Source organism: Phytobacter cepae (assembly GCF_054165735.1).
In genome coordinates this window covers 2,893,224-2,906,755 of record NZ_CM135107.1, presented here as the reverse complement: position 1 = coordinate 2,906,755, position 13,532 = coordinate 2,893,224, and the positions used below count along the sequence as shown (strand labels likewise).

General features: G+C 53.1%; 15 protein-coding genes. 8 read left to right on the top strand and 7 right to left on the bottom strand.

Features of this window, described 5'->3' with window-relative positions:
- Window positions 1–3: 3 nt before the first annotated feature.
- A complete protein-coding gene (locus tag ACUY4Q_RS13540; protein ID WP_458043278.1) occupies window positions 4–600 on the bottom strand; it encodes a TetR/AcrR family transcriptional regulator in 597 nt (198 codons plus the stop codon).
- A 122-nt stretch (window positions 601–722) separates the two neighbouring features.
- On the opposite strand from ACUY4Q_RS13540, the gene ACUY4Q_RS13535 reads away from it, so the two are divergent.
- The 3 genes from ACUY4Q_RS13535 (at window position 723) to sodC (ending at window position 2,508) form a co-directional block, all read left to right on the top strand.
- Window positions 723–962 (top strand): DUF1289 domain-containing protein, encoded by a 240-nt coding sequence (locus tag ACUY4Q_RS13535; protein WP_458043277.1) that lies wholly within the window; start codon window positions 723–725, stop codon window positions 960–962.
- A 48-nt stretch (window positions 963–1,010) separates the two neighbouring features.
- Window positions 1,011–1,907: an aldo/keto reductase gene (locus tag ACUY4Q_RS13530; RefSeq protein ID WP_458043276.1), complete on the top strand. Its 897-nt coding sequence runs from the start codon at window positions 1,011–1,013 to the stop codon at window positions 1,905–1,907.
- 79 nt (window positions 1,908–1,986) lie between these two features.
- Window positions 1,987–2,508 carry a superoxide dismutase [Cu-Zn] SodC gene (gene sodC, locus ACUY4Q_RS13525; protein ID WP_458043275.1) on the top strand — a complete coding sequence of 174 codons (522 nt, stop codon included), beginning with the start codon at window positions 1,987–1,989 and terminating at the stop codon, window positions 2,506–2,508.
- Here the strand turns inward: sodC and ACUY4Q_RS13520 are convergent.
- From ACUY4Q_RS13520 to ACUY4Q_RS13510, 3 genes are read right to left on the bottom strand one after another with little or no spacing between them, the layout of a single operon-like run.
- Window positions 2,501–4,513, bottom strand: a complete 2,013-nt coding sequence (locus ACUY4Q_RS13520) for an FUSC family protein (RefSeq protein WP_458043274.1) — start codon at window positions 4,511–4,513, stop codon at window positions 2,501–2,503. The two genes, sodC and ACUY4Q_RS13520, sit on opposite strands and share 8 nt — an antisense overlap.
- Before the next feature lie 2 nt (window positions 4,514–4,515).
- Entirely contained in the window at window positions 4,516–5,373 is an 858-nt protein-coding gene (locus ACUY4Q_RS13515) for an efflux RND transporter periplasmic adaptor subunit (protein WP_458043273.1), read from the bottom strand.
- 2 nt (window positions 5,374–5,375) lie between these two features.
- Entirely contained in the window at window positions 5,376–5,612 is a 237-nt protein-coding gene (locus ACUY4Q_RS13510; RefSeq protein ID WP_458043272.1) for a DUF1656 domain-containing protein, read from the bottom strand.
- A 175-nt stretch (window positions 5,613–5,787) separates the two neighbouring features.
- Between ACUY4Q_RS13510 and slyA the strand changes: the two genes are divergently transcribed.
- Window positions 5,788–6,228, top strand: coding sequence for a transcriptional regulator SlyA (slyA, locus tag ACUY4Q_RS13505; protein WP_458043271.1), 441 nt, complete (start codon window positions 5,788–5,790; stop codon window positions 6,226–6,228).
- A gap of 66 nt (window positions 6,229–6,294) precedes the next feature.
- Here the strand turns inward: slyA and slyB are convergent, their stop codons facing one another.
- Entirely contained in the window at window positions 6,295–6,762 is a 468-nt protein-coding gene (gene slyB / locus ACUY4Q_RS13500; RefSeq protein ID WP_437430451.1) for an outer membrane lipoprotein SlyB, read from the bottom strand.
- A gap of 282 nt (window positions 6,763–7,044) precedes the next feature.
- On the opposite strand from slyB, the gene anmK reads away from it, so the two are divergent.
- From anmK to tyrS, 4 genes are all read left to right on the top strand, one after another.
- The gene (anmK, locus tag ACUY4Q_RS13495) at window positions 7,045–8,169 is read left to right on the top strand and encodes an anhydro-N-acetylmuramic acid kinase (RefSeq protein ID WP_458043270.1); all 1,125 of its coding nucleotides are present in this window, start codon (window positions 7,045–7,047) and stop codon (window positions 8,167–8,169) included.
- Between the two features lie 95 nt (window positions 8,170–8,264).
- Window positions 8,265–8,588, top strand: coding sequence for a C-type lysozyme inhibitor (mliC, locus tag ACUY4Q_RS13490; RefSeq protein ID WP_458043269.1), 324 nt, complete (start codon window positions 8,265–8,267; stop codon window positions 8,586–8,588).
- Between the two features lie 57 nt (window positions 8,589–8,645).
- Complete coding sequence (pdxH, locus tag ACUY4Q_RS13485; protein WP_458043268.1) at window positions 8,646–9,302, top strand: pyridoxamine 5'-phosphate oxidase; 657 nt, start codon at window positions 8,646–8,648, stop codon at window positions 9,300–9,302.
- A 124-nt stretch (window positions 9,303–9,426) separates the two neighbouring features.
- A complete protein-coding gene (gene tyrS / locus ACUY4Q_RS13480; protein WP_458043267.1) occupies window positions 9,427–10,701 on the top strand; it encodes a tyrosine--tRNA ligase in 1,275 nt (424 codons plus the stop codon).
- A 53-nt stretch (window positions 10,702–10,754) separates the two neighbouring features.
- Here tyrS and gstA read toward each other — a convergent pair whose 3' ends face one another.
- Both gstA and dtpA read right to left on the bottom strand, forming a co-directional pair.
- Window positions 10,755–11,357 carry a glutathione transferase GstA gene (gstA, locus tag ACUY4Q_RS13475; protein ID WP_458043266.1) on the bottom strand — a complete coding sequence of 201 codons (603 nt, stop codon included), beginning with the start codon at window positions 11,355–11,357 and terminating at the stop codon, window positions 10,755–10,757.
- A gap of 108 nt (window positions 11,358–11,465) precedes the next feature.
- Window positions 11,466–12,971, bottom strand: a complete 1,506-nt coding sequence (gene dtpA, locus ACUY4Q_RS13470) for a dipeptide/tripeptide permease DtpA (protein ID WP_458043265.1) — start codon at window positions 12,969–12,971, stop codon at window positions 11,466–11,468.
- Window positions 12,972–13,532 lie beyond the last annotated feature (561 nt).

The window sequence follows — 13,532 nt, the reverse complement described above, 5'->3', positions numbered from 1 at the left end:
CTGTCAGGCAGGCGCTGCAATAATGGTTTGCGCGTGGGCCAGGGCACTTTCCAGTGGCACGGCACTGCGTGAAATCTTGGCTTGTAAATTTGCGCCCAGCCAGAGCGCATAAAGCACCTGAGCCTGCGTTTGTGCGTCACCCGGAAAGGTTAGACATTTTTCAAGGCGCCCGTTCTCCAGCGCACTCGCCAGCAGAGTGATAATCTGGCCGGCCCCTTTGTCCATTGCCGTACGCATGGTTTCGGACAGGTCACACACCTCGGCAGAGAGCTTCACCGTAAGGCAGCCGCTGATAATGCCCTGGTCGCAAAATTGCACCAGCGTGTGGCGGTAATACGCCAGCAGACGATCCCGGTAATTGCCTTCGCCATGGGCAAAATGGTCTGCGAGTCGTTGATGGTAACCAGCATAGTGCCGCTCCAGTAACGCCACGCCAAACGCTTCTTTTGAACGAAAATAGTGATAGAAAGAGCCCTTAGGCACTTCCGCCGTTTTCAATAATTCGCTCAACCCCATTCCGGTAAAACCCCGGTGCATACAAAGTCGCTCGCCGGTGGCCAGGAGGTGTTCGCGGGTATCGTGTTCGCTGTTTCTGCTCATGGAGTGGCACTCTACTAGACCGATCGGTCGGGTGCAAGTGGCAATAGATGCGCTTTTTCGACTTGCAGGTTAGGGCCTGACCGTCTTCAATGAAAGGTATGAGAGCAGAGAGAGGGTCAGACGTGGCAGAGCAACTGGAATTCTTCCCCGTTCAAAGCCCGTGCCGGGGAATATGCCAGTCCGATGAACGGGGATTTTGTCGCGGCTGTCTGCGTAGCCGTGAGGAGCGGTTTAACTGGCAAACGATGACCGATGCTCAAAAGCAAGAGGTGCTTCGCCTGTGTCGCCAGCGCTTATTGCGCAAATTACGTGCGAATAAAACCAGTCCACCTGAAGAACCTCAGCAGCCTTCACTTTTTTGACGCCATAATTGCGTATACTCAGCAGAAATTATTGTTGAGGAAGTGGTTATGGTTCAGCGAATTACCCTTGCACCGCAAGGACCAACGTTTTCCCGTTTCGTGATGGGCTACTGGCGTTTAATGGACTGGAATATGTCTGCGCGCCAGTTGGTGAGCTTTATTGAAGAGCATCTTGATCTCGGTGTGACCACCGTCGACCATGCCGATATCTACGGTGGTTACCAGTGTGAAGCGGCGTTTGGTGAAGCAATGAAACTGGCGCCGCAGCTGCGCAGCCGGATGGAAATTGTCACCAAATGCGGCATTGCCACCACGGCGCGCAAAGAGCATGCCATTGGTCACTACATTACTGAGCGCGATCATATCATCGCCAGCGCCGAGCAGTCGCTCACTCATCTGGCAACCGATCATCTTGATTTACTGCTTATTCACCGTCCGGATCCATTGATGGATGCCGATGAAGTCGCGGAAGCATTCCTGCACCTCCATCAAAGTGGGAAAGTGAGCCATTTCGGTGTTTCCAATTTTACGCCAGCCCAGTTTGCCTTACTGCAATCACGTCTGCCGTTTACCCTGGCCACCAACCAGGTTGAGCTTTCACCGGTACACCAGCCGTTATTGCTCGACGGCACCCTCGACCAGCTCCAGCAACTGCGTGTCCGCCCGATGGCGTGGTCCTGCCTTGGCGGAGGGCGTTTGTTTAATGACGCTGAATTCCAGCCGCTGCGTGATGAACTCGCACAAGTGGCGCAGGAACTGAATGCTCAAAGCATTGAGCAGGTCGTGTATGCCTGGGTTATGCGTCTGCCGTCTCAGCCCCTGCCAATAATCGGTTCCGGGAAAATTGAGCGTGTACGCTCTGCGTTGGTGGCAGAAAGCCTCAATATGACGCGCCAGCAGTGGTTCCGTATTCGTAAAGCGGCGCTGGGTTATGACGTACCCTAACGTGCGATGAGGCACAGTTTCCGGTGAATCTTTTCTCCTGAGTTAAACTTACAGGGGAAAAGTGAAAACCGGAGGTCTTATGAAGCGTTTTAGTCTGGCAATCGTAACGCTGTTCGTCTGCGCAGGGGCGCAGGCGGCCAGTGAAAAAGTCGAGATGAACCTGGTAACACCGCAGGGAACGGGGCAGTCTATCGGGACGGTCTCCATTGCTGAAACCGACAAAGGGCTGACGTTTACGCCTGATCTTAATGGTCTTCCCCCAGGCGAACATGGCTTTCATGTGCATGCTAAAGGGAGCTGCGAACCTGCGTTAAAAGAGGGCAAGCCCTCCGCTGCTGAAGCCGCAGGCGGGCACCTTGACCCCCATACCACGGGTAAACATGAAGGCCCAGAGGGGATGGGGCACCTGGGCGATTTGCCAGTGCTGGTTGTAAATAATGATGGCAAAGCCACTGACGAGGTGGTTGCGCCGCGCCTGAAAAAACTTTCAGAAGTGAAAGATAAAGCGCTCATGATCCACGTGGGCGGCGACAACATGTCCGATTCGCCAAAACCGTTGGGCGGTGGCGGAGAACGTTATGCCTGTGGCGTCATCAAGTAAGGGCGCTGTCGATTGAGCCTGCGGTTGGTGCCAGTTCCAGCTGGGAAAGTGAGCAGTGCAAGCGCCAGATAACCGCCGCGAGTTCGCGGGCAGCAGGCTGATGATGGTGGGCCAGCGTATCGCAGATGCGCTGGAACTCCGCCAGGGTCACGGCCAGGGGGCGTTGCTGAACGCCCCGTTCGCTCATCACATCGCGCAGTAAACTCAAACAGAGGTCCCGAACCTGACTCAATGGGTCTGAGCGTGCCTCCCATTTTCTCAACTGCCACACCACGTGAGAACAGTTGAGTAAAACCACTCCCCAACGCAATAACCATCGACGAGCGAGCGCATCCTGGCTGGTACTCAACTGACTAATGTGATGATAAACCACCGACTCGAACTCATGCTCACTGCGTGTGGGGCGGCGACTCAGTTGATCGACAAATTCACGACGTAACGCGCGTATCTGACGGCGACTTTTGCGCGCATCAGAACCGGGGCGAAGAACAGCGAACGCCAGCCATGACAATGCCACACCAAGAATTTTGGCCAAATCGTCATTAAGAAAATCTGCCAGATCGTAAACCGGGGGATTAGTGACCGAGATGAAGGAGCCCATAAAGACAATGAGCTGCCCCCACAGTCCGGCCTGTTTCGGCATCTGCAATTTAAACAGTTGCATCGTTGCCAGCAGGGGAAACAGGAACAGTAAAAAAATCCAAAGCTCACTGATTTGTACCATCAGGCCAAACTTAACCACAAAACTAAACAGCGTTAGCAGGAACAGCGTGCGTAGCAACAAAGTGAGAGAGCGGAAGGGGGCGGGAGATACGGAATAAAGCACACAGCTGATTGCGGCCAGCGTCAGAGCGGCGGAGCCTGACTCCCACTGAGAAGTAATCGTCCATGCCCCCACGAGGCTCAGGGCACAAAAGCTGCGTAACCCGCTCCAGAGCGCTTCGGTATTATCGGTGTAGCGCGTCAGCCCTGCCCGGTGCGGCAAACGATATTCGGTCACCGGGGTGGCATTTTCAACGCGCGCAAGCCAGCGACTGCTATTAAGATACAGGCGACAGAAATAGCGCAAACGCTGCCAGAACGCCTGATGTTTGTAGTCCCCATCGTCGCAAGGTTTCAGAGGGGCAATAATTCGCGCCACGGTATACAGATCTGTCTGCGGCTTCGCCAGCGCAACGATTAATGCGTCGATGATGTCACGGGTCGACGGGGGCGCATCCGGCCAGTTGACCAGCATTCTGCGCAGGCTGGAGATAACACTGGTCAGACGCAGCTGCTGGTGAAGTAAGTAGTTGAGTAAGGCATTCTGCCGGCGGAAACGATAATGGCTCCAGAAGGCCTGAATGCGCAACAGGTTCATCGTCAGGATCTGACCTATGACGCTCTCGTGCGCGGTGCGGATGGCATCGGTACTCTCGGGCTGCAACAACAAACTGGCATGCTCCAGCAAGCGCGCATGCATTTTTTTCAGTGCCGACAGCAGCGTGGTGCCGTCCGACGTGCTGGGCAGGATCATCATCATCATGCCGCCGCATAAAATGCCCAACATAACCTCGCAGACGCGGGCCTGAGCGATGTCCCAAAGCTCGGTGGTGTCGGTGATATTAACCACCGGAAAAGCAATAATTGCTGCGGTATAACCGGCGAGCTGAAAGGCGTAAGCCACATTGTTACTGAACTGAGCGCAAGCCCAGGTGCATAACCCTATCCAGCCTGCCATCGCAAAAAGAAACAGCCAGGGATCGTTGAGCGTATGGCCGGCTATCATCAGAGCGGCGCAGGCCCCCATCAAACTCCCCGCTACCCGGCCAAGACTTTTACTGATCACGCCGCCAACGGTAGGAAAACTCACCACCGCGGCGGAGGTCATTGCCCAGTAGGGCTCATCCAGGTTGAGACAATAGGCAATGGTGAGGGCGAGGCACATGGCCACACTGTTACGAATGGCATAGCGCCACTGCCCGGACGTCGCCGTTGACCAGGGGAAGGGGATGGGACCTTTCACACTCAACGCTCAATCGACACGGTGCAGGTGGTGCCGGATATCAACGTCACTCCAGCGGGCAGCGCATCAAACTGGATACGCACCGGAACACGCTGCGCCAGGCGAACCCAGGGCACGTTGGGTTTGATGTCGGGGACCAGTCCACTGTCCGTTTCTACGCTTTGGTCGTAGATGGCGCGCCCGATACTGGAAACGTGACCCTGTAACGTAATGTTCCCGCTATATAACACTATTCTGGCGATGTCGCCCTGGCGAATATGGCGCAGTTTGGTCTCTTCAAAATAGCCCACGACATAAAATGAATGGCTGTCGACAAGGGCAAAAACCGGCTCTCCTGCCGTGGCGTAGTTACCCTTACGGGTTGTGAGATTGGTCACCCAACCGTCCACCGGGGCTTTAACCGTGGTTTGCTCGCGCTGCCATTTCGCCTGTTCCAGTTGAGCCTGCGCGACGGCGACACTGGCTTGCATCGCTTTGACATTGATATTGGCGGTGTCGAGATCTTCAGCCGAAATATACCCCCTGGACAGATGGCGTCGGCGGTTGGCTTCGTTATTGGCTTTGGAAAGATCGGTCTGCGCACGCGCCAGCTGCGCCTGCGCATTGAGTACTGCGATGTCGTAAGGGGTCTCGTCAATGCGAAATAAAACGTCACCGGCTTTGACGAACTGATTATCTTTAATATTGAGCGTAGTGATACTTCCTGAGACCTGCGGAGTAATACTGACCTGCTCAGCACGCACTTTCCCATCGCGTGTCCAGGGAGACTGCATATAAAAGTTCCATAACCACCATCCGGCAACAAGGGCAACTGCCAGAACCAGTAACGTCGAAAAGTATTTCAGGGATTTTAATTGCATAGTCAAAACGCCATCAACAGGGCCAGCGATGCGCCAATCGCAATCACAAACAGGGAAAGGTCCATCAAAATGGGGTGCCAGATATCACCCGCATACATCCAGTCACGCAGAAACCGGTGTACGATCAGCCAGAGTAAGAAGCCCAACATTACGGCTTTGAAAATCGGCGGAAAGTAGACCGAGGCGCCGAAAATCAGGTCCTGCAGGGGCAACGCAGGGGAGTGAAGGGGTAACGTCACGAGTTTTAATCCTTTGAAAGCATCGCTGGTTCATTTTTAAAGCATAGATTCATCGCGCAGAGGAGGAAAGGAAGCAGTGATGACGCGAGCAGAGCAATGCATTTGTTTTAGAAATATAAATGCTGCACACTATTCTAAAATCAGTATAATAACTTAGCAAGCTAATTATAAGGAGATGAAATTGGAATCGCCATTAGGTTCTGATCTGGCACGCTTAGTGCGCATCTGGCGTGCATTAATTGACCATCGCCTGAAACCTCTGGAATTGACGCAAACGCATTGGGTTACGCTGCATAACATTCATCAGCTTCCACCCGATCAGTCGCAAATTCAACTGGCAAAAGCGATTGGCATTGAGCAGCCTTCGCTGGTGCGCACTTTGGACCAACTGGAAGAGAAAGGTCTTATTTCTCGACAGACGTGTGCCAACGATCGCCGTGCAAAACGGATTAAATTGACAGAAAAAGCGGACCCTATCATCGAAGAGATGGAAACGGTCATCAAGAAAACGCGGGGAGAGATACTTTCCGGGATTTCTGCCCAGGAGCTAGAACTGTTAATCAGTCTGATTTCGCGGTTAGAACAAAATATCAATGAACTGCAGTCGAAAGACTAAAATGCAAAAAGCCTTGTTAAAACAAGGCTTTTTTTTCGTCAAACGCTCGCGACCACCACATTCAACTTAACGCGGTGATACGGTAACCTGACGACCATTGGTAGCCAGTGCCACACGTTGGCCTGCTGCGAAACGAGAGTTGCCCTGTTTCTGCACGACCATAATGCTGCTGCCATCGTCTTTACGAATTTCCAGCTCGACGCCCTGGGATTTATTCATCGCTCCCTGCACGCCCTGACCTGCAACGCCGCCGGCTACGGCGCCTGCTGCGGTTGCCAGTGAGCGCCCGGTGCCACCGCCCACGGTGTTACCCAGGAAACCACCCAGCACTGCACCACCCAACGCGCCGATCACGTTGCTGTCATCGCCGCCCTGAATCTGCACCGGACGAACGTTGACAATGGTGCCGTAAGTGACATTTTGCACCTGTTTGGCTTCAGAGGCGGTATAGACGTCTCCGGAGAGCGAATTATCGTTAACACAACCAGCCAGAGTGAAACCAACCAGCGTAACTGCCAGTGCACGTAACATCATTTATGAATCTCCTGTTCACCAAAACGCGCTCGGATGAGCATCCGTCATGAGTAAATTATATGGCATCTCGCCATTCCTGGTCATGTCTTCTGCCAAAACGTGACAGAAATAATAGCCAAACCGGGTTTAACCCTCTTTAAACGAACCGATTATAAGTCAGCGGGGGCTATTTGAGACGGGAGAAAGTCTGACTTGATTGTTAAAAAGTATTTGTAATCGATAGTCAGGGTCACTGTTTTATGGTGGAGTGATAGGCCTCAGTTTTGCAAAGAAGGAAGGCGTATGAAATCGGGTCGCTACATTGGCGTGATGTCGGGAACGAGTCTGGATGGAGTAGATGTGGTTCTCGCGACGATTGACGAACGGATGGTGGCACAACAGGCAAGTTTAACCTGGCCTATGCCCATCGCCTTGAAGGAGGCGATTCTGAACGTCTGCCAGGGCCAACAGCTGACCCTCTCGCAACTGGGCCGTCTGGACAGTCAGTTAGGTAAGCTCTTTGCCGATGCTGTCCAGGCGTTGATGACACAAGAGCGTCTTACTGCCAAAGATATCGTGGCGATTGGCTGCCACGGCCAGACCGTCTGGCATGAACCCACTGGCGATGAGCCCCATACCCTGCAAATCGGCGATAATAATCAGATTGCTGCCCGTACCGGTGTAACCGTGGTGGGGGATTTTCGTCGGCGCGATATCGCGCTCGGTGGGCAGGGCGCGCCGTTGGTGCCTGCCTTCCATCAAGCTTTACTTATGCACCCGACGGAACGTCGCATGGTGCTTAATATTGGTGGTATTGCCAATATTTCTCTGCTCATTCCCGACAAGCCGGTCAGAGGCTATGACACCGGGCCGGGGAATATGCTGATGGATGCCTGGATCTGGCGTCAGCTTGGCAAACCCTACGACAAAGATGCGCAGTGGGCGAGCGGGGGAAAGGTTATCCTGCCGTTACTGCAAAATATGTTGAGCGATCCCTACTTCGCCGCGCCAGCGCCGAAAAGCACCGGCCGGGAATATTTCAACTATGGCTGGCTTGAACGCCACCTTGCGCATTTCCCGGCGCTGGATCCCCGTGACGTTGAAACGACGCTGGTGGAGCTGACTGCCGTGACCATTTCAGAGCAGGTGTTGCTAAGCGGAGGTTGCGAGCGGCTGCTGGTCTGCGGCGGCGGCAGCCGCAACCCACTGGTGATGGCGCGTCTCTCTGCGCTGTTACCGGGCACGGAAGTGACCACAACCGATGAAGCCGGTATCAGCGGTGATGATATGGAGGCGCTGGCCTTTGCATGGCTTGCCTGGCGTACCCTGGCAGGTTTACCCGGCAATCTCCCCTCTGTGACGGGAGCCTCTCAACCCACCGTGCTGGGGGCGATTTTTCCCGCCAATCCACGACAGAATCAGAGTTAACTGACGTTCACCTCGCCAGCGTACCGTTAGACTCCAGGTTTTAGGGAGGATGTTTGTCGCATCCTCCAGGACCTGGACCGTCGTGGAATTGCCTTATGAAAAAAATACTCATCGCCTGTCTGCCCGCACTGCTCGCCGGATGCAGCTACTACAATCAGTTTGTCGAGAGAATGCATACCGATACGCTGGCCTATCAGTGTGAAGAAAAACCCCTGACCGTGAAGCTCAATAAAACGCGTCAGGAAGCGAGTTTTGTCTATGACGACAAATTGCTGACCCTTGAACAAGGTCTGTCGGCGTCAGGTGCACGTTACACTGATGGTGTTTACGTCTTCTGGTCAAAAGGCGACAGCGCCACGGTCTACAAACGCGACCGCATTGTGCTGAACAACTGTCAGCTACAGAATCCGCAGCGTTGAGATTTTCGCAGGGGGGGCGCACAATAGCCCCACCTAATGACTCATAACGCTAACGCCATGTCTGATAACGATCAATTGCAGCAAATCGCACACCTGCGCCGTGAATACACCAAAGGCGGACTTCGCCGCAACGACCTGCCTGCTGAGCCACTGCCTCTGTTTGAACGTTGGCTGGGCCAGGCCTGTGAAGCCAAACTTGCCGACCCCACTGCAATGGTGGTCGCGACAGTCGACGAAAACGGTCAACCTTATCAACGTATTGTCCTGTTAAAACATTATGACGAGCGCGGTCTGGTGTTCTACACCAACCTGGGCAGCCGTAAAGCACAGCAGATCGAGAAAAACCCGGCCATCAGCTTGCTTTTCCCGTGGCATATGCTGGAACGTCAGGTCATGGTGATTGGTAAGGCCGAACGTCTCTCTACGCTTGACGTTGTAAAGTATTTCCACAGTCGCCCGCGCGACAGCCAGATTGGTGCATGGGTTTCTCAGCAATCCAGCCGCATCTCGGCCCGTGGCATTCTGGAAAGCAAGTTCCTCGAACTCAAACAAAAGTTCCAGCAGGGTGAAGTCCCGCTGCCAAGTTTCTGGGGAGGGTTCCGCGTCACTATTGAACAAATGGAATTCTGGCAGGGCGGTGCTAACCGTCTACACGATCGTTTTTTGTATCAACGCGAAAACGATGCCTGGAAAATTGATCGCCTCGCCCCATAATCCCTAAAAAATGTTGTGCTAAGCGCTGGTGCTCCTGCATCCGGCGCTTTATTCTATGTAACTTTCGCAGCTGGCGGAAAGTCGTGTACCGGCAGAGGTGCAGTCGTTTTAAATGGAGAATTTGATGGCAAGCAGTAACTTGATTAAACAATTGCAAGAGCGCGGGCTGGTAGCCCAGGTGACGGACGAAGAAGCGTTAGCAGAGCGACTGGCGCAAGGCCCGATCGCGCTCTATTGCGGCTTCGATCCCACCGCTGACAGCTTGCATTTGGGGCATCTTGTTCCTTTGTTATGCCTGAAACGCTTCCAGCAGGCAGGTCATAAACCTGTCGCGCTGGTGGGCGGCGCAACGGGTCTCATTGGCGACCCCAGCTTTAAAGCCGCCGAGCGTAAACTGAACACCGAAGACACCGTGCAGGAGTGGGTGGATAAAATCCGCAAACAGGTCGCGCCTTTCCTCGACTTTGACTGTGGCGAAAATTCAGCGATTGCAGCCAACAACTACGACTGGTTTGGCGGCATGAACGTGCTGACTTTCCTGCGTGATATCGGCAAGCACTTCTCTGTTAACCAGATGATCAATAAAGAAGCGGTGAAACAACGTTTGAACCGTGACGATCAGGGGATTTCGTTTACCGAGTTTTCATACAACCTGCTGCAGGGTTATGACTTCGCCTGTCTGAACAATTTGCACGGTGTGGCGCTGCAAATCGGGGGCTCCGATCAATGGGGTAACATTACCTCCGGTATCGATCTTACCCGTCGCCTGCATCAGAACCAGGTCTTTGGCCTGACAGTTCCGCTGATAACCAAAGCGGACGGCACCAAGTTCGGTAAAACCGAAGGCGGCGCAGTCTGGTTAGATCCGAAGAAAACCAGCCCGTACAAGTTTTATCAGTTCTGGATCAACACCGCAGATGCTGACGTTTATCGCTTCCTGAAATTCTTCACCTTTATGGACATCGCGGACATCAATGCGCTGGAAGAAGAAGATAAGAACAGCGGTAAAGCGCCACGTGCCCAGTACGTACTGGCCGAGCTGGTGACGAAACTGGTGCACGGTGAAGACGGTCTGGTGGCGGCAAAACGCATCACCGAAAGTCTGTTCAACGGTACCTTGAGCGATCTGAGCGAAGCCGATTTCGAGCAGCTGGCGCAGGATGGCGTACCAATGATCGAGATGGAAAAGGGTGCTGACCTGATGCAGGCGCTGGTCGATTCCGAGCTGCAGCCGTCGCGTGGTCAGGCGCGTAAAACCATCGCCTCCAACGCGGTCACTATCAACGGTGAAAAACAGGCGGACCCGGAGTACGTCTTTGCCGACGGCGATCGTCTGTTTGGGCGTTATACGCTGCTGCGTCGTGGTAAGAAAAACTACTGCCTGATCTGCTGGAAGTAAGCTATCGGTAATCATGAAAGGGAGTGAGAAATCACTCCCTTTTTTTATGGCGGTTAAATCCCTTCCGCCGCCATCGCCGCCGCAACTGCCGGGCGCGCGGCCACACGCTGCATATAGGCGGTGATATTTCCGGCCGCAGGCAGGGTCAGTTTTACCGCCACCGCCCAGCGCAGTACGGTGAACAGGTAACCATCGGCAATAGAGAAATGGTGACCGTTAATCCACTGCTGGTTTGCCAGGGTATCGTCGACGTATTGCAGTTTTTTCTCCAGCAAGGCGCGCGCAGTCGGTTTGAAATCTTCCGGAGTATCCGGGCGGAACAGAGGCGTAAAGCCTTTGTGCAGTTCGGTCGCGACGAAATTCAGCCATTCCAGTGTCTTATAACGCGTTAAATCACCCACGGGCGCCAGCAGCTGGCTTTGCGGCGCGCTGTCTGCAACATACTGCATAATCGCCACCCCTTCGGTCAGCAGCGTGTATGCATCAATCTGCAGCGCAGGGATCTGCCCCTTCGGGTTAATAGCAAAAAAGTCGTCACCGTTTTCCAGGCGTTTTTTCATCAAATCGACACTAGCCAGTTCAACGTCTTTTCCTGCTTCGCGCAGGGCAATATGGGAAGCCAGTGAGCAAGCACCTGGTTTGTAAAACAGTTTCATTCTTCTCTCCTTTTAGCTGAATTCCGGCATAGATTATTCCCCTCAGGCATAAAAAAAAAGCCGTTAACGAAAAGTTAACGGCTTTGCCAGACAGAACAGCACTAATGGCTATGCGACAGCTTTTTCAGCGTCTTGCGCGTCTTTATCGTCTGACAGCGTCATACGGTTCAGCTTAGGCGCGGCAATAATCATCAGCGCGGCAATTACCGCCGTGACAATACCGATCTGCAGGAAGACGTGACCATAGATTTCCAGTGACAGCAACGGGTCGGTTACGTTCTCTGGGATGGCCATCTGATTGGCGACATAACCGGCGATGATGTTTGCCCCAGCGGTGGTCAGGAACCAGCTACCCATGATGAAGCCCATCAGGCGCTGCGGCACCAGCTGTGCCACCATTGCCAGACCCAGACCGGAGATCATGAGTTCACCAATACTCTGCAGGCCATAGCTTGCAACCAGCCAGTTAACGGAAACAATACCGGCTTCTGAGGCGAATTTCGTCCCCAGCGGCAGCACCAGGAACGCACCAGAGCAGAGCACCATACCCATGGCGAATTTGTGCGGCATCGGCAGGGTATCGCCCATTTTATTGTAGATAGCGGCGAGAATTGGGCTACCGATGATAATCCAGAACGGGTTCAACGCCTGGAACTGCTCCGGCTCAAAGGTAAGGCCCAGCAGAGTATGCTCAACGTTACGGATAGCGAAGAAGTTCAGGGAGGTTGGCATCTGGCTGTAGAGCACGAAGAAAACGATAGCCTGCAGCATCAGGATGAAGGCGACAATCATTTTACGGCGTGCCGCGCCCTGCAGAGCAAAGGTCTCTTTAGCAAAGATGCACACGATGCACAGTGCGACAACACCGAGAACCATACGCGCAATACCCTGGTTATGCAGCAGCCAGGTGGCAATGGCAACCAGGATCACGACACCTACGATGGTTGCCAGCAGGTAACCGATGCGCACCGGTTCGAAGTCAGGTTTAGAGCCGTAGTTTTTCACCCAGCGTTTGCAGAAGGCAAAGTTCACGATAGTGATCAGCAGACCCACTACGCTCAGCGCGAAAGCAACGCTCCAGCCAAAGCGGGCAGCAAGCCATGGCGTGGCCAGCATGGAGAAGAAAGACCCCACGTTAACGGCCATGTAGTACATGGTAAATGCACCGTCCAGGCGCGGGTCATCTTTAGCGTAGCATTTCGACAGAAGAGAAGACGGATTAGCCTTAAACAGGCCATTACCTACGGCAATTGCCGCCATCCCCATATAGACGATACCCGCATCGTGGCCGGACCAGGCAACCAGCGCATAACCGGCTGCAAGTACAATCGCACCCAGCATAATGACGCGTTTAGTCCCCAGGACTTTGTCGCCTAGCCAGCCGCCGATGGCAACGAGGCCGTACACCAGTGCACTAAAGGAAGAGAACAACGTAATGGAATCGGACTCAGACATACCCAGCTGTTTCACCAGGTAAACGGCCATGATTCCTTGCAGACCGTAAAAGCCGAAACGCTCCCACAGCTCAATTGAAAAGATCAGGTAAAACGCTTTGGGTTGTTTGAAAGCGTTAAGACTTACGCTTTCTGTTGGTTTGTTGTTTGCTGTAGACACAAATACCTCTTTTTTTTCATCCCATATTAACGGGGGGATTCGGCACACGATGCCCAGTATTCATCGTGTTTATAATAATTGCGGGAGGGAAAACGGCGGGTAATGTTCCTTATCCTGACACTTGAGGCAAGGCTTTTGTAATGAACTGTTACATTTATCTTTAGCGATATTATAAACCGCTACTGCAAATGTTATTCAGCGTTAAATTTTGCCGCCCGGATTATGGTAGTTTTTTTCACTAACTGCTTGGGGATGAAATGGACTTAAGGTTATATCTTCTGCTGTTTTGCCTGTTAGGTAGTTTATCGGGCTGCGTGGTGATTATTTAATGGATATATATATCGGTTTTTAGCAATATAATGGATATGCTACGCAAACGTTATCGTCTATGTGATCGACTCATTAACATGATGATAGCAAAATGATAATAATCACCCGTGGGTAGAATTTTTTTGTCATAAAAAAACTATATACCATGATAAATGCTAATAAGCCCCCGCGTGGGCAATGAATGTTGACGATAGCGGAATAATCATCGTTAAGTGCTCTTCAACGCAGAAT

Coding starts and splice junctions, on each gene's coding strand:
- ACUY4Q_RS13540 (WP_458043278.1), bottom strand. CDS start 600: ATGAGCAGAAACAGCGAACACGATACCCGCGAACACCTCCTGGCCACC.
- ACUY4Q_RS13530 (WP_458043276.1), top strand. CDS start 1,011: ATGGTTCAGCGAATTACCCTTGCACCGCAAGGACCAACGTTTTCCCGT.
- sodC (WP_458043275.1), top strand. CDS start 1,987: ATGAAGCGTTTTAGTCTGGCAATCGTAACGCTGTTCGTCTGCGCAGGG.
- ACUY4Q_RS13515 (WP_458043273.1), bottom strand. CDS start 5,373: ATGCAATTAAAATCCCTGAAATACTTTTCGACGTTACTGGTTCTGGCA.
- slyA (WP_458043271.1), top strand. CDS start 5,788: ATGAAATTGGAATCGCCATTAGGTTCTGATCTGGCACGCTTAGTGCGC.
- slyB (WP_437430451.1), bottom strand. CDS start 6,762: ATGATGTTACGTGCACTGGCAGTTACGCTGGTTGGTTTCACTCTGGCT.
- anmK (WP_458043270.1), top strand. CDS start 7,045: ATGAAATCGGGTCGCTACATTGGCGTGATGTCGGGAACGAGTCTGGAT.
- mliC (WP_458043269.1), top strand. CDS start 8,265: ATGAAAAAAATACTCATCGCCTGTCTGCCCGCACTGCTCGCCGGATGC.
- pdxH (WP_458043268.1), top strand. CDS start 8,646: ATGTCTGATAACGATCAATTGCAGCAAATCGCACACCTGCGCCGTGAA.
- tyrS (WP_458043267.1), top strand. CDS start 9,427: ATGGCAAGCAGTAACTTGATTAAACAATTGCAAGAGCGCGGGCTGGTA.
- gstA (WP_458043266.1), bottom strand. CDS start 11,357: ATGAAACTGTTTTACAAACCAGGTGCTTGCTCACTGGCTTCCCATATT.